This window comes from Marinobacter sp. B-12 (assembly GCF_056857915.1).
On sequence record NZ_JBSXOB010000061.1, the window covers coordinates 96,958 to 111,433 of the forward strand.

A 14,476-nucleotide genomic window follows, 5' to 3' on the forward strand; every position below is an offset into this window, starting at 1 on the left:
TTCAAAGGAAAAATGTAAATTTTAATTAACCAAAAAAGCCTGAACGTCGCGCTTGTCTGGTTTTTACAGTCAAATAGTCTTTGTCGTTCCCGGTAGAATGCGGGAAAGACAAACAACTGAGAGGGTTCAACCATGAGACCGCAGCAATCAGAGACTCCCACACTTGTCGATAGCCGGCAGGCCATCCGCAATTATTACCTCGCGGACGAACACAAGGTGATTAGTGAGATGATTGCTGGCGCCCAGTTGACCCGGGCCGAGCGCGATGGAATCTCGGAGCGCGCCGCCGAACTGGTACGCAGTGTCCGTAAGAACGCCAAGTCCACCATCATGGAAAAATTCCTGGCGGAGTACGGCCTCACTACCAAGGAAGGCGTTGCCCTGATGTGTCTGGCAGAGGCGTTGCTGCGTGTGCCGGACAATATGACAATCCATGAGCTGATCGAAGACAAGATCACCTCGGGGGCCTGGGGCACTCACGTTGGCAAGGCGTCCTCAGCACTGATCAACACGGCGACCGTGGCGCTGTTGATGACCAGCAATCTATTGAAGGATTCTGAGCGACACAGCGTGGGTGACACGTTGCGTAAGCTGTTGAAGCGTTTCGGCGAGCCGGTCATTCGCACGGTTGCCGGTCAGGCCATGAAGGAAATGGGCCGTCAGTTCGTGTTGGGCCGTGATATCGACGAAGCCCAGGACGAAGCAAAAGACTATATGGAAAAGGGGTATACCTACTCCTATGACATGCTCGGTGAGGCTGCCCGCACCGATGAGGACGCCAAGCGCTATTTCGATTCCTACTCCAATGCCATTGATAGCATTGCCAAGGCCTGCAAAGGTGATGTGCGCAAAAATCCGGGTATTTCCGTCAAACTGTCCGCACTACTGGCCCGATACGAATATGGCAATAAAGAGCGGGTGATGAACGAACTGCTACCCCGTGCCAAGGAGCTGGTAAAGAAGGCCGCAGCGGCCAATATGGGGTTCAACATTGATGCCGAGGAACAGGATCGGCTTGATCTGTCCCTTGACGTCATTGAAGCCCTGGTCGCAGACCCGGAACTGGCCGGTTGGGACGGTTTTGGTGTTGTGGTTCAGGCTTATGGCAAGCGTTCGGCCTTCGCACTGGATTGGCTGTACGGGCTGGCAGAGAAGTACGACCGTCGCTTTATGGTGCGCCTGGTTAAAGGCGCTTACTGGGACGCGGAGATCAAACGCGCCCAGGTAATGGGGCTGAGCGGTTTCCCGGTGTTCACCCGCAAGGCCTGCAGTGACGTCTCGTTCCTCTCCTGCGCAACCCAGCTGCTGAACATGACCGACCGGATCTATCCGCAGTTCGCCACCCACAATGCCCATTCGGTATCGGCGGTGCTCGAACTGGCCAAAGCCAAAGGCGTGGATAACTATGAGTTTCAGCGACTGCACGGTATGGGTGAATCACTCCATAACGAAGTGCTGAAAACCAGTGGTGTGCCTTGCCGGATTTATGCCCCGGTTGGCCCCCACAAAGACCTGCTGGCGTATCTGGTACGTCGCCTGTTGGAAAATGGCGCCAACAGTTCCTTCGTGAACCAGATCGTGGACAAGAGCATTACGCCGGAAGAAATCGCCAAAGACCCGATAGACTCCGTTAAAGAGATGGGCAGCAATATCTCAAGCAAGGCCATTGTTCACCCATTCAAGCTCTTCGGCGAACAGCGCAGAAATTCCAAGGGTTGGGACATCACCGATCCGGTGACGGTTGCGGAAATCAACGAAGGCCGGGACGCCTATCGTGACCATCGCTGGAAAGGCGGGCCGATCATTGCTGGCGAGGTATCTGGTGCGGAAGTGCAGATGGTCCGTAACCCGGCTGATCCGGAAGATACTGTCGGCCATATTACCCAGGCGTCCGAAGAGGACGTGAACACTGCGATTACGGCAGCCCAGGAAGGTTTCAAGGGCTGGTCGGCCCGGTCGGCGGAAGAGCGGGCCGAGTGTCTTCGAAAAGTCGCGGACCTGTACGAGGAAAATGCTTACGAACTGTTTGCGCTGGCCACCCGGGAAGCCGGTAAGTCACTGCTGGATGGCGTCGCTGAGATTCGGGAGGCGGTGGACTTCGCCCAGTTCTATGCCAATGAAGGTATTCGCTACAAGGACAGCGGTGAGTCGCGCGGAGTCGTGGTGTGTATTTCGCCCTGGAACTTCCCGCTGGCGATCTTCACCGGTCAGATTCTTGCCAACCTGGTCGCGGGTAACGCCGTTTTGGCCAAACCGGCCGAGCAGACCTCATTGCTGGCCGTGCGGGCCGTGGAACTGATGCACCAGGCTGGAATTCCGGAAGACGCGATTCAGTTGCTGCCGGGCACCGGTGCCACTGTGGGTGGAGCGTTGACGTCCGATCCTCGGGTCGCCGGCGTTTGCTTCACCGGCTCCACCGCAACGGCCCAGCGCATCGACAAGAAAATGAGCGAAAACATGGCCCCCGATGCCACCCTGGTGGCGGAAACCGGCGGTCTGAACGCCATGATCGTGGATTCCACTGCACTGCCCGAACAGGTGGTGCGCGATGTTCTCGCGTCGTCTTTCCAGAGTGCGGGCCAGCGCTGCTCGGCACTGCGCATGCTGTATGTGCAGAAAGACATTGCCGACCATCTGCTGGAAATGTTGTACGGCGCGATGGACGAGCTGGGCATTGGTGATCCCTGGTTGTTGTCCACCGATGTTGGCCCCGTCATTGATGAAACGGCGAGAAAGAAGATCGTCGACCATTGTGACAAGTATGAAGCCAAGGGTCGGCTGACGAAGAAAATGGCCGTGCCGGAGAAAGGCAACTTTGTCTCCCCTGCCGTGATCAGTGTCAGTGGCATTGAAGAGCTGGAAGAGGAGATATTCGGCCCGGTGCTGCATGTGGCCACGTTTGCGGCGAAGGATCTGGACAAGGTGGTTGATGATGTTAACGCCAAGGGCTACGGGCTCACCTTCGGAGTTCACAGTCGCGTGGATCGTCGCGTGGATCGCATTGCCAGCCGTATCAAAGTGGGGAACACCTATGTTAACCGCAATCAGATCGGCGCCATTGTCGGCTCCCAGCCGTTCGGTGGTGAAGGGCTTTCCGGTACTGGCCCCAAGGCCGGCGGCCCGCAGTACGTGCGTCGTTTCCTGAAAAGCGAAACGGTTGAACGCCCGGCGGATGCCAGTGCCAAAATGGTGGATATCAAGAAGCTTGAAGGGCTGATTGGCAAGGTGGCGGATGTGAAAGCGCCCGCGCCGGAGCCAAGAATTGAAGCCATGAAGCCTATTTTCGGTGATGTGCCTGTCCCGCTGGACGCTCATGCTGAAGAACTACCCGGGCCAACGGGTGAGCTGAACCGCTTGAGCAATCATGCTCGAGGTGTGGTGCTCTGCCTCGGCCCGGACAAGGAGACCGCATTGGAGCAGGCCGCAACGGCACTGTCCCAGGGCAACAAGGTGGTCGTGGTTGCGCCGGGCACCCAGGACGTGGTTGAGCGTGCCGCCAAGGCAGGTCTGCCGATCGTGGGTGTCGATGGCCTGTTGGAGCCAGATGCTTTGGCCCAGGCGCGTGGCTTTCAGGCAGCCGTAAGCTGTGCGGAACCGTCGTTGTTGAAGGAGTACCGACAGGCTCTGGCGACGCGTGAAGGAGCACTGCTACCGCTGATTACTGAGCACAAGCTCGACCAGCGGTTTGTGATTGAGCGTCACCTGTGTGTGGACACCACGGCCGCAGGTGGTAACGCCAGCCTGATCGCGGCCTCCGAGTAACGATCCGCCGCCTTGCAACGCCCAGGGAAGGGCATTGCAAGGGGGTTGTTCAGGCAGACTCCGCGATTTCCCGGAACGCGTTGACCAGGGTTTCTGGTTCCTGCGCACCGGATATCAGGTATTTCTGGTTAATGATGTACGCAGGAACTGCCGACACTCCCGCCTGCTGATACTGCGCCTCTTCCTCCCGCACAGCTTCTGCATACTGGTCAGACGCCAGTACCTCGCGCGCTTGCGAGCCGTCCAGGCCAATCGTTTCCACGCAGTGGATCAGCGTATCCGGATTGGAGATATTCTCACCGCGTCCGAAATAGGCCTCGAAAAACGCCAGCTTCATATCGGTCTGCTTGCCCTGTTCACCGGCCCACTTCACCAGACGGTGGGCATCAAAGGTGTTGCGAGTGTAGCGTTCCTGAAGCTTCTCGAAGTTCAGTCCCAGCCCCTTGGCAATATCCATCATCTGCGCCTGATTGGCTCTCATCTCGTCCTCACTGCGGCCATATTTCCGGCTCAGTGCGGGCAGGATGGGTTCACCGTCGCCAGATGGGTCCGGGTTCAACTCAAAGGCATGCCATGCAACGGTGAAGTCCATGTCGTCTTTCAGGGCGTCCATGGCCTTTTCCAGGCGTGCATAACCGATGGCGCACCAGGGGCAGGCAATATCGGAGACAATGTCGATGGCTATTTGGGTCATGGTGGCTCCTGTCTGTAAGGGCGGATAAGGGCAGGGTACCTGAAAGTTGAGCGAATGACTGCCCGTTCGGGTTGTTGGTCGTCCGGTATGAAGGACACCGTGTCCTGGGTTCCGGGCATATCTTTACTGTGCCCCGCCCCTGAAATGAGGGAAATCAGCAACCTGCAATCCTGGCACGTATCTTTCAGTTCCAACACTGCCGAACAATAAATCCAATAAAAGGAGCTCAAGATGTTCCAACTTATCGCACGTCATGCGCGCGGTGGCACGCTATCGGCATTGCTGGCCTCCGTCGCCCTGATGATTCCTGCTCTTCCTGCATTCGCAGGGCAGACAGACTCCTATACCTTGCCACAGCAATCCTACAACCAGTCCAGAGCCCGTAACTACAAGGTGTACGTGCCATCGAACGTGCAATCGCCAGCGCCCATGGTGATGGCTTTGCATGGTTGCAAACAGACCAACAACGACGTGCTCAATGATTGGGGGCTGAAAGCAGCCGCCGATGAGTATGGATTTATTCTGGTGGCCCCCTTCATTACCAGCTACGACGGGCTGCGTAATGAAAACTGCTGGGGTTTCTGGTTTGAGCACCACCGCCACGAAGGCGCAGGCGAAGTGGAGGACCTGCACCAGATTGCACTGGCCGTTGAGTCCAATTACACCATTGATGCCAATCGCCGCTATATCACCGGCCTGTCTTCCGGCGGTGCCATGGCAACCGTAGCCTCGGTGACCCATAACGAATACTGGGCGGCGGCTGCGCCTGCCTCGGGCCTGCCCTACGGTGAGGATTCGGCCTCTGTCTCGTTGTCCGGACAATGCCCCGGCAGCGCGACGTTCCACAGCGTATCGCAGGTATCATCCGACATGCAGTCGGAGGTGGACGACCAGTATCCGATCCCGCTCATGGTGTTGCAGAACGAGAACGACTGTACCGTTGTGAAAGAGGCGGCTGATAACACCCGGGATGCGCACCTGCAGGTATTCGGCGAGTCCGGGTTCCAGACCACGGGCCAGGCCTACGCCTCGTCAGTCGCCTGTTCACCGTACTACCAGAACAACCACAGCTGTGAGCACATCCGTTATACCCAGGATGGCACCAATGGAGCTCGTTCGGTGGTTGAAACCGTCTACCTGGACGGCCCCTTGTCGACCCCCAATACCCAGGACACCAATCATGGTCATTACTGGGTTGGCGGAGAGAATGGCAATAATGGCAAATGGTCCGTGAGGGTGGGGCCCAGTTATCCGGATATCATCTGGGATTTCTTTAATCGCCACAGCCGCGATGGAACCGAGCCCGAGGGTTTTCCAGTTATCACGTTGATCGGCGATAACCCGATGACAGTGGCGATTAACACCACGTTTACCGATCCGGGGGCCACCGGGCAGGATGCCGAGGACGGTTCTCTGACAGTGACGGCTGACTGCAGTGGGGTGGATACGTCAATGGTTGGAGCCTACACCTGCGACTACAGTGCGACCGACAGCGACAGCAATACCACGACGAAAAGCCGTCAGGTCGAGGTGTATGATCCCAACGCGCCTACCGAGACTTGCGAGCAGGCTACAGCGTCGCCCAGTGCCCACATTTCGGCAAACCGCGCCTATGCGGGGGGCAACTCCAACCTGCGAGCCTACGCCAGTGGCGACGATATCGATATCGGAGGTTCCTTCGACACCTGGAGCAATGTCACCCTCTATGAGGGGGATCCAGGCCTCTGGTACACATCTGAACCAAGCGCCTGCAGCGGAACAGGTGGAGGTGATGATGGCGGCTCTGGCGGTGACGGCACCTGCCAGGACTGGAACGACACCCACCTGAATCATGACACGGCTGGTCGGGCTTACTATTCGGGTGGTTACTACACCACCGGTGGTAACGACTATCTGGGCGCGGTGTCTGGCACCTACAGTTGGGTGAAGGAGACCGACAGCGGCATCTTCGAAGCCGGCCAGTGTAACTGATCACCATCAAAGGCAGGTTATAACAGGGGGCGGGAAACCGCCCCCTGTTTCGTTGTTATTCCAGAATAATCTCGCAAGCGGTCAGTGGCCGGAATTCGCCGGGTTCCAGCATTGGGTCCAGCGTGATTGTGCCCATTTGTTCCCGATGCAGGCTGGTCACACGGTTGCCCGTTGCGTGGAACATGCGTTTGATCTGGTGATAGCGACCCTCGTAGATCGTCACCCTGGATTCGTTGGCAGACAGTGGCTCCAGCTGCGCAGGAGAGGTGGTCAGCTGTTCGTATTCGAACCAGATTCCCTGTGCGAAGCGCTCAATGGCATTCGTTGAAACCGGTTCGACGGTGGTGACCCGATAGACCTTGGGGAGCTTTATCCTGGGCTCCGTAAGCCTTCGTGACCAGGTGCCGTCATTGGTCAGTATCAACAAACCGGTACTGGCGCGGTCGAGCCTGCCGGCAATGTGGAGGCTTTTTCGCAGTCCAGGGTCAATCAGCTCCATTACGGTTTTGTGAACCTTGTCCGCCGTGGCGCTGAGATATCCGGCCGGTTTGTGCAGCATCAGGTAGCGGGCCTGGTCCCCGTGCTGGATAACCCTGCCGTTGCAGGCTACAGTGCTGAAACGGTCGACTTCCCAGGCTGTCTCCCTGCAGATACAACCGCCCACTGTAACGGTTCCGGCGGCGATCAGGGCGTTCGCCTGCTTGCGGCTGACACCGTTTTGATTACTGAGAATTCGGGAAAGCTTCATGGTGGCAATGTTATAGTCTTTTCCGACTTTCTCCGTAGTTCCCAAACCTGGGTGATGATAACACCGTGGCTCAACGATCCGTGACCCGAAAATTCCTGCGTGCGCTTGCCTGGTCGCTGGTGGGCCTTTTGCTGCTGATAATCGCATTGATTGGCCTGCTAAGGTTCGTGAATCCGCCGACGTCGACCTTCATGCTGGGGCACCTGTTTTCCGGTTCCAGCTACGAGCTCAGGCAGGAGTGGGTTAGCCTGGACGAGATTTCACCCTGGGTACCGTTGGCAGTGGTGGCCAGTGAAGATCAACGCTTTCCGTACCATCAGGGAGTGGACTTCAGCGCCATTCGCAAGGCGCTTGCGGAGTATCGTGCAGGCCAGGGGTTGCGGGGTGCCAGCACCATTACGCAGCAGACGGCGAAGAACCTGTTCCTGTGGAACGGACGCAGTTTCGTGCGTAAGGCGTTGGAGGCCGGGCTGGCACTGGGTATCGACGCCATCTGGCCGAAGCGGCGGATCATGGAGGTGTATCTGAATATCGCCGAATTTGGTCATGGGATTTACGGTGTTGAGGCTGCCAGTCGGGCCTTTTTCGGCATTCCCGCCAGCCAGCTGTCGCAAACCCAGGCAGCACGGCTTGCCGCGGTTCTTCCCAATCCGAAAGTGCTCAGTGCCGCCAGCCCCTCGTCCTACGTATGGGAAAGGGTGGCCTGGATCCGTGGGCAGATGGCTCAGCTGTCCGGGTTGCATTATCTGCGTGGACTGTATAATTAAGAGTTTGGTTTCCCTCAACGTAAGAGTCTGTCTGTGATGTCACTGAACCTGGCCCTGCTGTCCGCGTTTATTCCAACGTTCTTTGTGGTGTCCATTACGCCGGGCATGTGTATGACCCTGGCGCTGTCCCTTGGCATCACTATTGGCGTGAAGCGGGCACTGTGGATGATGGCCGGGGAATTGGTTGGTGTGGCTGTAGTGGCGACTGCGGCGGCGGTGGGTGTGGCTACCTTCATGTTGAAATACCCAACGGCGTTCGCTGTATTCAAGTATGCAGGCGGCGCCTATCTTGCCTGGTTAGGTATCCAGATGTGGCGGTCCCGGGGCAAAATGGCCATGCCGGAAAAGGATTCTCAACCGGTGGAGAGCTCAAGATTGCAACTGGCGCTCCAGGGGTTTGTGACCGCTATTGCCAACCCCAAGGGCTGGGCGTTTTTCATCGCGCTATTGCCGCCGTTTATCGACAGTAAACTGCCGTTGGCGCCACAACTCACGGCCCTCATCCTGATCATACTGGCCTTGGAATTCCTCTGCCTTCAGCTCTATGCCCATGGCGGAAAGACTTTGCGCAAAGCGCTAAAGCAAGGTGGTGGTGTTCGCACGGTTAACCGTGTGGCGGGCAGTCTGATGGTTCTGGTGGGCGCCTGGTTGGCGTTCGGTTAGGCCGGTCAGTTGCTGGCGTAGCGCTGGTGAAGGATTCCAACCCGTTCCACATAGGCGCGGGTTTCTGCGTAGGGCGGTATGCCGCCATGACGCCCTACGGCCCCCGGGCCGGCATTGTAGGCGGCCGTTGCCAGCTTGATGTCACCGTCGAAGCGCTTGAGCATGCGGGCCAGGTAATTGACTCCACCGCGAATGTTCTCCGGGGCAACCATGGCATTGCGAACACCCAGCTCCTCTGCGGTGGCAGGCATTAACTGCATCAGCCCCTGGGCTCCCTTGGGCGACAGAGCCTTGTCATTAAACGCCGATTCCGCATGGATGACTGCCCGAACCAGAGCGGGGTCAACGTTGAACTCCCTGGCGGCCGTCTTGATTTCATCCCGGTAGGGCGACAGGAACAGCGGGGTGGTGCGCCAATTCACGTTGGAATCCGGATCGCAGGCGTAGCAGTGGAACCGGATGACATCGAAATTCGAGCTGGCAGGTTGAATACCGCTATAGGCGACCACGCCATTGTCGTCAGTATAACGGTAAACCACCTCGTCTTTTGTCGAAGCACGCTTGTCGCCACTGCCCTTGACGTTGGTGTACTCCACCGTACCGTCGGCGTGCACAATGCGTTTGATACTGTCCGCCAATACAGGCGCAGCGAAGGCCAGTAGAAGAAATGCCAGCGAGGAAGTGAAAAGGGTTTTGCCGCTTATCATCGTCTACTCTTGGAGTGCATGATCGGAAACGCCGCCTGCGTTCGTGAACAACAATCATACGGCGGATTATACGGCGTTAATTGGCTGAAGAAACCGCAATGTTTGTCGGAAAAGTGTTACTTTTCTCAATATAGCCGGTCAATTCTCATTGTTAGCGAAATCCCGGAGACCCTGTGCCCTTAAATACGTCCCGCAGCAACGTTGTACTCATCGGAATGCCCGGCAGCGGTAAAAGCACGGTTGGGGTGCTGCTGGCAAAACAGCTTGGCTTAGGGTTTATCGATACGGACCTGCTGATTCAGGAGGAAGCCGGCCGTACCTTGCAGGACATAGTCGACGGCGATGGCTATCAGGCGCTAAGGCGAATCGAGGAGCAGGTATTGCTGAGGCTGGATGTGCAGCGTCAGGTGATATCCACGGGCGGCAGTGCTGTCTACAGCGAACCTGCGATGAATCACCTGAAGGCTGATGGTCTCGTGGTGTTTCTTGATATTCCGCTAGAGACGGTCGTTGCGCGGATAGGGGACTACAGTGCCCGGGGCATCTCCCGGCGACCAGATCAGTCGCTGGAGCAGCTGTTTTGGGAACGTTTTGAGCTTTACTCGTGGGCTGCAGACGTGGCGGTAAATTGTACTGGCAAGAGTCAGGAAGACATTTGCGACGACATATCGATGATGATAATGCAGTCGCCGACGACACGATAGATAAGTGTGCCGCCGGAACTGACGTGAAGGTTACTAAGGTTTTGGCCCCTTGCCTCGAAGCGCGTTGGCCACCAATGAAATGACCAGCAGAACCAGAAAGATAAAGAACAAAATTTTCGCAAACCCTGCGGCTGTCCCCGCGATACCACCAAAACCAAGTACACCGGCGATAACCGCGACGATCAGGCATACAATAGCCCAATACAGCATAGTATTTCTCCTGTTGTGTAGCGTCACCTTCAAAGTGGCACATGGACGTGAAAGCCACAAATAGTGGAAGTCCGAAAATGCTTCGCAATAGAATGATTTGTGCTGCAAACGATTGTTTTGGAGGTCTAAATACCTTTGTTGTCGGTTGATTAAGCTTTGCTAAGGTGCGGTATGGCACCACAGATTGTTACTGTCTACCAAATGATATCGGGAGAATTTCAATGCTCTTCAAACAACTTGGCTATTCTCTGGCCTTCGTTCTAGCATTTGGCGTGTCGGGTTCCCTGCAGGCGGAATCGTCCGGGGATTCATCGGTTGAGTCGTTGAAAAAAGAAACCCGCGAGCTTGGCCAGGCGCTGAAAGAGTTCGGTGCGGACCAGAAAGCAGAGGCGGAAACCGCCATTGAAAACACGCTCTCGGCTCTCGACAAGCGCATAGAAACGCTACAGCGTGAACTGGATCAGAACTGGGACGACATGAGTGACAAGGCCCGGGAACGGTCCAGGAAAAGTCTTGAGTCCTTGCAGGAGCAGCGGCAACGCGTCCAGCAATGGTATGACGAGCTACAGGCCAGTTCATCCTCCGCCTGGGAACGCGCCAAGCAGGGTTTCTCCAATGCCTATGAGGCACTGTCGGAACAGTGGAATGAAACCGAGCGAAAACTGACGGACGACTCGGACAAGAAGAAAGACAGCATTTAGCCGGCTTTCAGGAATTGCACCGGTCATACAGGGTCACTCTGATCATCTGTACCGGTTGTTAATTTCATTTACTGTATCTGTTTTGTTTGCCTGTCACGGGTTACAGTGGGCAGACTCACATTCGTCTGCCTCTCGGTTAACCGTATGCCCCCGATTTTCTACTCATTTTTTGTGCCGGCGCTCTTTGTTTGGCTGTGGAGCACGGGCTTCATTGGCGCCAAGTATGGCTTACCCTTTGCTGAGCCGTTTACCCTCCTGCTGATACGCATGCTGTTTACGCTGGTACTACTCAGCGTACTCGCCTGGATAATGAAAACCCGCTGGCCCGGTTGGCGTGGTGCCGGTCACCTGGCGGTCACTGGTCTGCTGGTGCATGGCTGTTATCTGGGCGGGGTTTACTACGCGATCCAGGGGGGCATGCCATCGGGAATCGTGTCGCTTATTGTCGGCCTGCAGCCGCTGGTAACGTCGGCCGTGGCTATTCTGGTGCTGAAGGAAAGTGTCTCGAGTCGGCAATGGCTGGGCCTGGCGCTGGGCCTGGTCGGTGTAACACTGGTGTTGCTGGAAAAGTTCGGCGGTGGGGCTTCCGCCTCTGATTTCCCGCTTTGGACCCTGCTCTGGGCTGCACTGTCCCTGGGCGGGATATCTCTGGGCACTGTGTACCAGAAACGTAACGGCACTCAGTCGGATCTCGTCGCAGGTACGTTCATTCAGTACAGTGCTGCGGCAACGTTTTTTGCCGTTGGTGCTTTTGCGTTTGAAACCCGCGAGGTGGTGTGGGCTCAGCCGTTGATCTGGTCGATGGTCTGGCTGGTGTTCGGTGTTTCCATCGGGGCGATACTGCTACTGATGTGGCTGATTCGACGCGGCGCGGCCTCGCAGGTGGCCAGTCTTTTCTATCTGGTACCGCCCGTAACAGCGCTGGAAGCATACTGGCTCTTTGATGAAAGGCTGGGCGTACTTGCGATGATTGGGGGTGTTATCTCCATCACCGGGGTTGCGCTGGTGGTAACGCAGCAGCGAAAACAGACGGCCTAGTTCCAGGGGTTCACCCGGAACAGGGTGCCCAAGCCGGATTGCGGGGTGAGTTTGCCACACAGCCTCAGGCCCTCCCAGAAGCTGACCTGGTTGGCGGTCAGTACCGGTTTGCCCGCCGCTGCCTCCAGGTCTTCCAGCCAGGCTGCGGAATGCAATGCGGTATCGGGAATCAATACCGCATCTGCGTCCGGGTGATCATTGTCCGTCGCGAACTGTAGCACGGCCTCTTTCTCCAGCGTGCCGACCTCAGCCGCCGTAATAATGTCACGACAGGTTATGTGCACTACCTCGATATCAAAGTGCTCCAGAAACGTTTTGAACAGCAGGGCTATGTCACGCGGGTAGGTAGCCGCGATGGCGACCCGCCTGGCGTTGATGGCGGTAACGGCCCTGGCGAACGCCATGGCCGTGGTGGAGGCCGGGATGTGAAGCAGGCTTTCGAGCGTCTCGATCTGTTCCCCTATACCGTCGATGCCACGAACGAAACTGGCACTGGTGGACGTCCATAGAACGGCTTCCATACTCGCATCTTTCAGTTGCTCGGCCCCTTCTTGAAGCCGCTCCGGGCTTCCCATTTCGGTCAGTGCTTTAATGGTATGTGCATCTTCATCGAACGCCGTATGTATGACGCTCACCTCTGCCGGTGTCGAGATCATTCCGGCCAGACGAGGGTAGTCATCCTCGGCAGCGTATCCAGGGTAAAGAAAGGCGATGTGGGGAGTTGATGTGTTCTTGTCCATATCTGAACAGTATTAGAGTTCTGCCAGTGTTGGCAACACGTTGTGTCTCAACGACTGAGCAAGTAGATCACAGCACCGGCAAGCAGGGCCGAGACGCATTGCCAGAACGCTACGGGATTGCGTTCCAGCAGTGGCGGTCGGCTTTTGTTGAGGTAAGTCTGGTTGGGGTGTCTCAGGTCGAATGTGAACTCCGAGAGTTCCTGGTACCGTTTGTCCGGGGTCGGGTGCACGGCCCTTTTGATGGTCTCATCGATCCAGGCGGGAATTTCCCGGTCATCGTCAAGAACGGAGGTGTAGTTGAGCCTGCGCATGGCAGAGGCGGTGCGGGATTTGGCCACCTGGGTGCCGTAGGGGAACCGACCAGACAGCATGTGATAGCAGAGTACGCCCAGTGAGTAGAGATCTGAGCGGGTGGTGCCGGTTTCACCCATGAAGTATTCCGGTGCCATGTAGATTGCGGTGCCAGGTATCTCGTTGGGCTCCAGAGTGGTGGCTTCCACGATACCGGCCACCCGGGCGGACCCGAAATCGATGATTTTTACCGTGCCGTTGGTGTCGATCATGATGTTATCGGGCCGGATATCCTGATGCAGGATCTCCATGCGGTGCAGCGCATAGAGCCCGCGGGCTACCTGCGCCACGATACCTCGCACGGTTTCCAGGTCTGGTTTGGGGTTGTCGATCAGCCATTGTTTGAGGGTCTGGCCCTCGATGTATTCGGTCACCGTGTAAAGGTAATTGCGCTGTCGGTCCTGCATGCCAGCTTTGAGAACGTGGGCGCTGTTCACCCGCCGTGCGATCCACTCTTCCATCAGGAACCGCTCAAGGTATCCCGGGTCGCCTCTCAGGTCGATGGACGGGGTTTTCAGGATTATCTGTGTGTCCGTTTCAGTATCCAGCGCCAGATACACATGGCTGCGGCTGGTAGCGTGTAGTTCCCGAAGTATGGTGTAGCCGTCAAAGGCTTGCCGTGCTTCCAGTATGGGTGGAAAGGGTAAGGATTCCACCTGCCGGGAAATTTCTGCGGTTTTCCGATCCGGCAGTTGGTCCACGCGAATAATCTGCACGCTGAGGTTGTCGTCACTTCCGCTGTCATAGGCACCTTCGACCACCGCTTTGGCGGCAGTGTCCAGGTCTGATGAGTATCGGGTGATGATGTTTATAAACTGCTGCGCACTGGTGTGTTCGTAAACGCCATCGGTGGCGAGGATAAAAATATCCTCTTCCTGCAGCGGCAATGACTGGTGATCAATTTCCAGCAGTGAATCCACCCCCAATGCCCGGCTCAGGTAGTTTTCTTGCTGGGAGACCCACAGCCGGTGATCATTGGTGAGCTGTTCCAGGGCGTTTTCCCGCAGCCGGTAAATCCGGGTGTCACCGACGTGAAACAGATACGCGGTGGAGGCCTTCACGACCAGGGCGCTCAGGGTGCAGACATAACCCTTATCTTTCTCATACCGGTACGGGCCGTTGCGGGTCTGTGCATGTAGCCACGAGTTGGTGGCCGTCAGAACCCGTTCGGCGGATTTGCGGACTGACCATGCCTCGGACGTACAGAAGTAGTCGTCAAGGAAGCTTTTGACGGCGGTTTCGCTGGCGATGTGGCTGACGTCACTGCTGCTGATGCCGTCTGCCATGGCGAAGGCCATGCCCTTCATCCCGAGTCGTGGCTCGGCGGGCATGGTGCAGCCGTGAAAATCCTGGTTGGAGGGTTTGCGGCCTCTGTCGGAATACTGTCCCACAGAGACCTTCAGGCGATTGCTCATTGGGC

Annotated in this window: 13 protein-coding genes; 7 read left to right on the forward strand and 6 right to left on the reverse strand. The window is 56.9% G+C overall.

Annotated features, from left to right (window positions below; translation table 11 throughout):
- The first annotated feature begins 132 nt into the window (after positions 1-132).
- A complete protein-coding gene (putA, locus tag AC13D2_RS15740) occupies positions 133-3,762 on the forward strand; it encodes a bifunctional proline dehydrogenase/L-glutamate gamma-semialdehyde dehydrogenase PutA (RefSeq protein ID WP_482938898.1) in 3,630 nt (1,209 codons plus the stop codon).
- A gap of 49 nt (positions 3,763-3,811) precedes the next feature.
- Here putA and AC13D2_RS15745 read toward each other — a convergent pair whose 3' ends face one another.
- Positions 3,812-4,456, reverse strand: a complete 645-nt coding sequence (locus AC13D2_RS15745; RefSeq protein ID WP_292048997.1) for a DsbA family oxidoreductase — start codon at positions 4,454-4,456, stop codon at positions 3,812-3,814.
- A 231-nt stretch (positions 4,457-4,687) separates the two neighbouring features.
- Here AC13D2_RS15745 and AC13D2_RS15750 point away from each other — a divergent pair, with 231 nt between their 5' ends.
- The gene (locus tag AC13D2_RS15750; RefSeq protein WP_292048999.1) at positions 4,688-6,427 is read left to right on the forward strand and encodes an extracellular catalytic domain type 1 short-chain-length polyhydroxyalkanoate depolymerase; all 1,740 of its coding nucleotides are present in this window, start codon (positions 4,688-4,690) and stop codon (positions 6,425-6,427) included.
- 55 nt (positions 6,428-6,482) lie between these two features.
- On the opposite strand, the gene AC13D2_RS15755 is transcribed toward AC13D2_RS15750, so the two are convergent.
- Positions 6,483-7,175 (reverse strand): pseudouridine synthase, encoded by a 693-nt coding sequence (locus AC13D2_RS15755; protein WP_292049000.1) that lies wholly within the window; start codon positions 7,173-7,175, stop codon positions 6,483-6,485.
- 65 nt (positions 7,176-7,240) lie between these two features.
- Between AC13D2_RS15755 and mtgA the strand changes: the two genes are divergently transcribed.
- Together mtgA and AC13D2_RS15765 are read left to right on the forward strand one after the other, a co-directional pair.
- Positions 7,241-7,942, forward strand: coding sequence for a monofunctional biosynthetic peptidoglycan transglycosylase (gene mtgA, locus AC13D2_RS15760; RefSeq protein WP_292049001.1), 702 nt, complete (start codon positions 7,241-7,243; stop codon positions 7,940-7,942).
- 36 nt (positions 7,943-7,978) lie between these two features.
- Positions 7,979-8,605: a LysE family translocator gene (locus AC13D2_RS15765; RefSeq protein ID WP_292049002.1), complete on the forward strand. Its 627-nt coding sequence runs from the start codon at positions 7,979-7,981 to the stop codon at positions 8,603-8,605.
- A gap of 5 nt (positions 8,606-8,610) precedes the next feature.
- On the opposite strand, the gene AC13D2_RS15770 is transcribed toward AC13D2_RS15765, so the two are convergent.
- Positions 8,611-9,312: a lytic transglycosylase domain-containing protein gene (locus AC13D2_RS15770; protein WP_292049003.1), complete on the reverse strand. Its 702-nt coding sequence runs from the start codon at positions 9,310-9,312 to the stop codon at positions 8,611-8,613.
- Between the two features lie 215 nt (positions 9,313-9,527).
- On the opposite strand from AC13D2_RS15770, the gene AC13D2_RS15775 reads away from it, so the two are divergent.
- Positions 9,528-10,016 (forward strand): shikimate kinase, encoded by a 489-nt coding sequence (locus tag AC13D2_RS15775; RefSeq protein WP_292049010.1) that lies wholly within the window; start codon positions 9,528-9,530, stop codon positions 10,014-10,016.
- A gap of 33 nt (positions 10,017-10,049) precedes the next feature.
- Here the strand turns inward: AC13D2_RS15775 and AC13D2_RS15780 are convergent, their stop codons facing one another.
- Positions 10,050-10,226, reverse strand: coding sequence for a DUF1328 domain-containing protein (locus AC13D2_RS15780; protein ID WP_007152648.1), 177 nt, complete (start codon positions 10,224-10,226; stop codon positions 10,050-10,052).
- A gap of 221 nt (positions 10,227-10,447) precedes the next feature.
- Here AC13D2_RS15780 and AC13D2_RS15785 point away from each other — a divergent pair, with 221 nt between their 5' ends.
- Positions 10,448-10,927, forward strand: a complete 480-nt coding sequence (locus AC13D2_RS15785) for a hypothetical protein (RefSeq protein ID WP_278367807.1) — start codon at positions 10,448-10,450, stop codon at positions 10,925-10,927.
- Positions 10,928-11,071: 144 nt separating this feature from the next.
- Positions 11,072-11,965, forward strand: a complete 894-nt coding sequence (locus AC13D2_RS15790; protein ID WP_292049849.1) for a DMT family transporter — start codon at positions 11,072-11,074, stop codon at positions 11,963-11,965.
- Here the strand turns inward: AC13D2_RS15790 and AC13D2_RS15795 are convergent.
- Together AC13D2_RS15795 and AC13D2_RS15800 are read right to left on the reverse strand one after the other, a co-directional pair.
- Positions 11,962-12,705 (reverse strand): maleate cis-trans isomerase family protein, encoded by a 744-nt coding sequence (locus tag AC13D2_RS15795; RefSeq protein ID WP_278367804.1) that lies wholly within the window; start codon positions 12,703-12,705, stop codon positions 11,962-11,964. The two genes, AC13D2_RS15790 and AC13D2_RS15795, sit on opposite strands and share 4 nt — an antisense overlap.
- 47 nt (positions 12,706-12,752) lie before the next feature.
- Complete coding sequence (locus AC13D2_RS15800) at positions 12,753-14,471, reverse strand: bifunctional protein-serine/threonine kinase/phosphatase (protein WP_278367803.1); 1,719 nt, start codon at positions 14,469-14,471, stop codon at positions 12,753-12,755.
- Between the last annotated feature and the right edge of the window lie 5 nt (positions 14,472-14,476).

What these genes read in the sequence shown, in the direction of transcription:
- putA (WP_482938898.1), top strand. Translation starts at nt 133, where the DNA reads ATGAGACCGCAGCAATCAGAGACTCCCACACTTGTCGATAGCCGGCAG.
- AC13D2_RS15745 (WP_292048997.1), bottom strand. Translation starts at nt 4,456, where the DNA reads ATGACCCAAATAGCCATCGACATTGTCTCCGATATTGCCTGCCCCTGG.
- AC13D2_RS15750 (WP_292048999.1), top strand. Translation starts at nt 4,688, where the DNA reads ATGTTCCAACTTATCGCACGTCATGCGCGCGGTGGCACGCTATCGGCA.
- AC13D2_RS15755 (WP_292049000.1), bottom strand. Translation starts at nt 7,175, where the DNA reads ATGAAGCTTTCCCGAATTCTCAGTAATCAAAACGGTGTCAGCCGCAAG.
- AC13D2_RS15765 (WP_292049002.1), top strand. Translation starts at nt 7,979, where the DNA reads ATGTCACTGAACCTGGCCCTGCTGTCCGCGTTTATTCCAACGTTCTTT.
- AC13D2_RS15770 (WP_292049003.1), bottom strand. Translation starts at nt 9,312, where the DNA reads ATGATAAGCGGCAAAACCCTTTTCACTTCCTCGCTGGCATTTCTTCTA.
- AC13D2_RS15775 (WP_292049010.1), top strand. Translation starts at nt 9,528, where the DNA reads ATGCCCGGCAGCGGTAAAAGCACGGTTGGGGTGCTGCTGGCAAAACAG.
- AC13D2_RS15780 (WP_007152648.1), bottom strand. Translation starts at nt 10,226, where the DNA reads ATGCTGTATTGGGCTATTGTATGCCTGATCGTCGCGGTTATCGCCGGT.
- AC13D2_RS15785 (WP_278367807.1), top strand. Translation starts at nt 10,448, where the DNA reads ATGCTCTTCAAACAACTTGGCTATTCTCTGGCCTTCGTTCTAGCATTT.
- AC13D2_RS15790 (WP_292049849.1), top strand. Translation starts at nt 11,072, where the DNA reads ATGCCCCCGATTTTCTACTCATTTTTTGTGCCGGCGCTCTTTGTTTGG.
- AC13D2_RS15795 (WP_278367804.1), bottom strand. Translation starts at nt 12,705, where the DNA reads ATGGACAAGAACACATCAACTCCCCACATCGCCTTTCTTTACCCTGGA.
- AC13D2_RS15800 (WP_278367803.1), bottom strand. Translation starts at nt 14,471, where the DNA reads ATGAGCAATCGCCTGAAGGTCTCTGTGGGACAGTATTCCGACAGAGGC.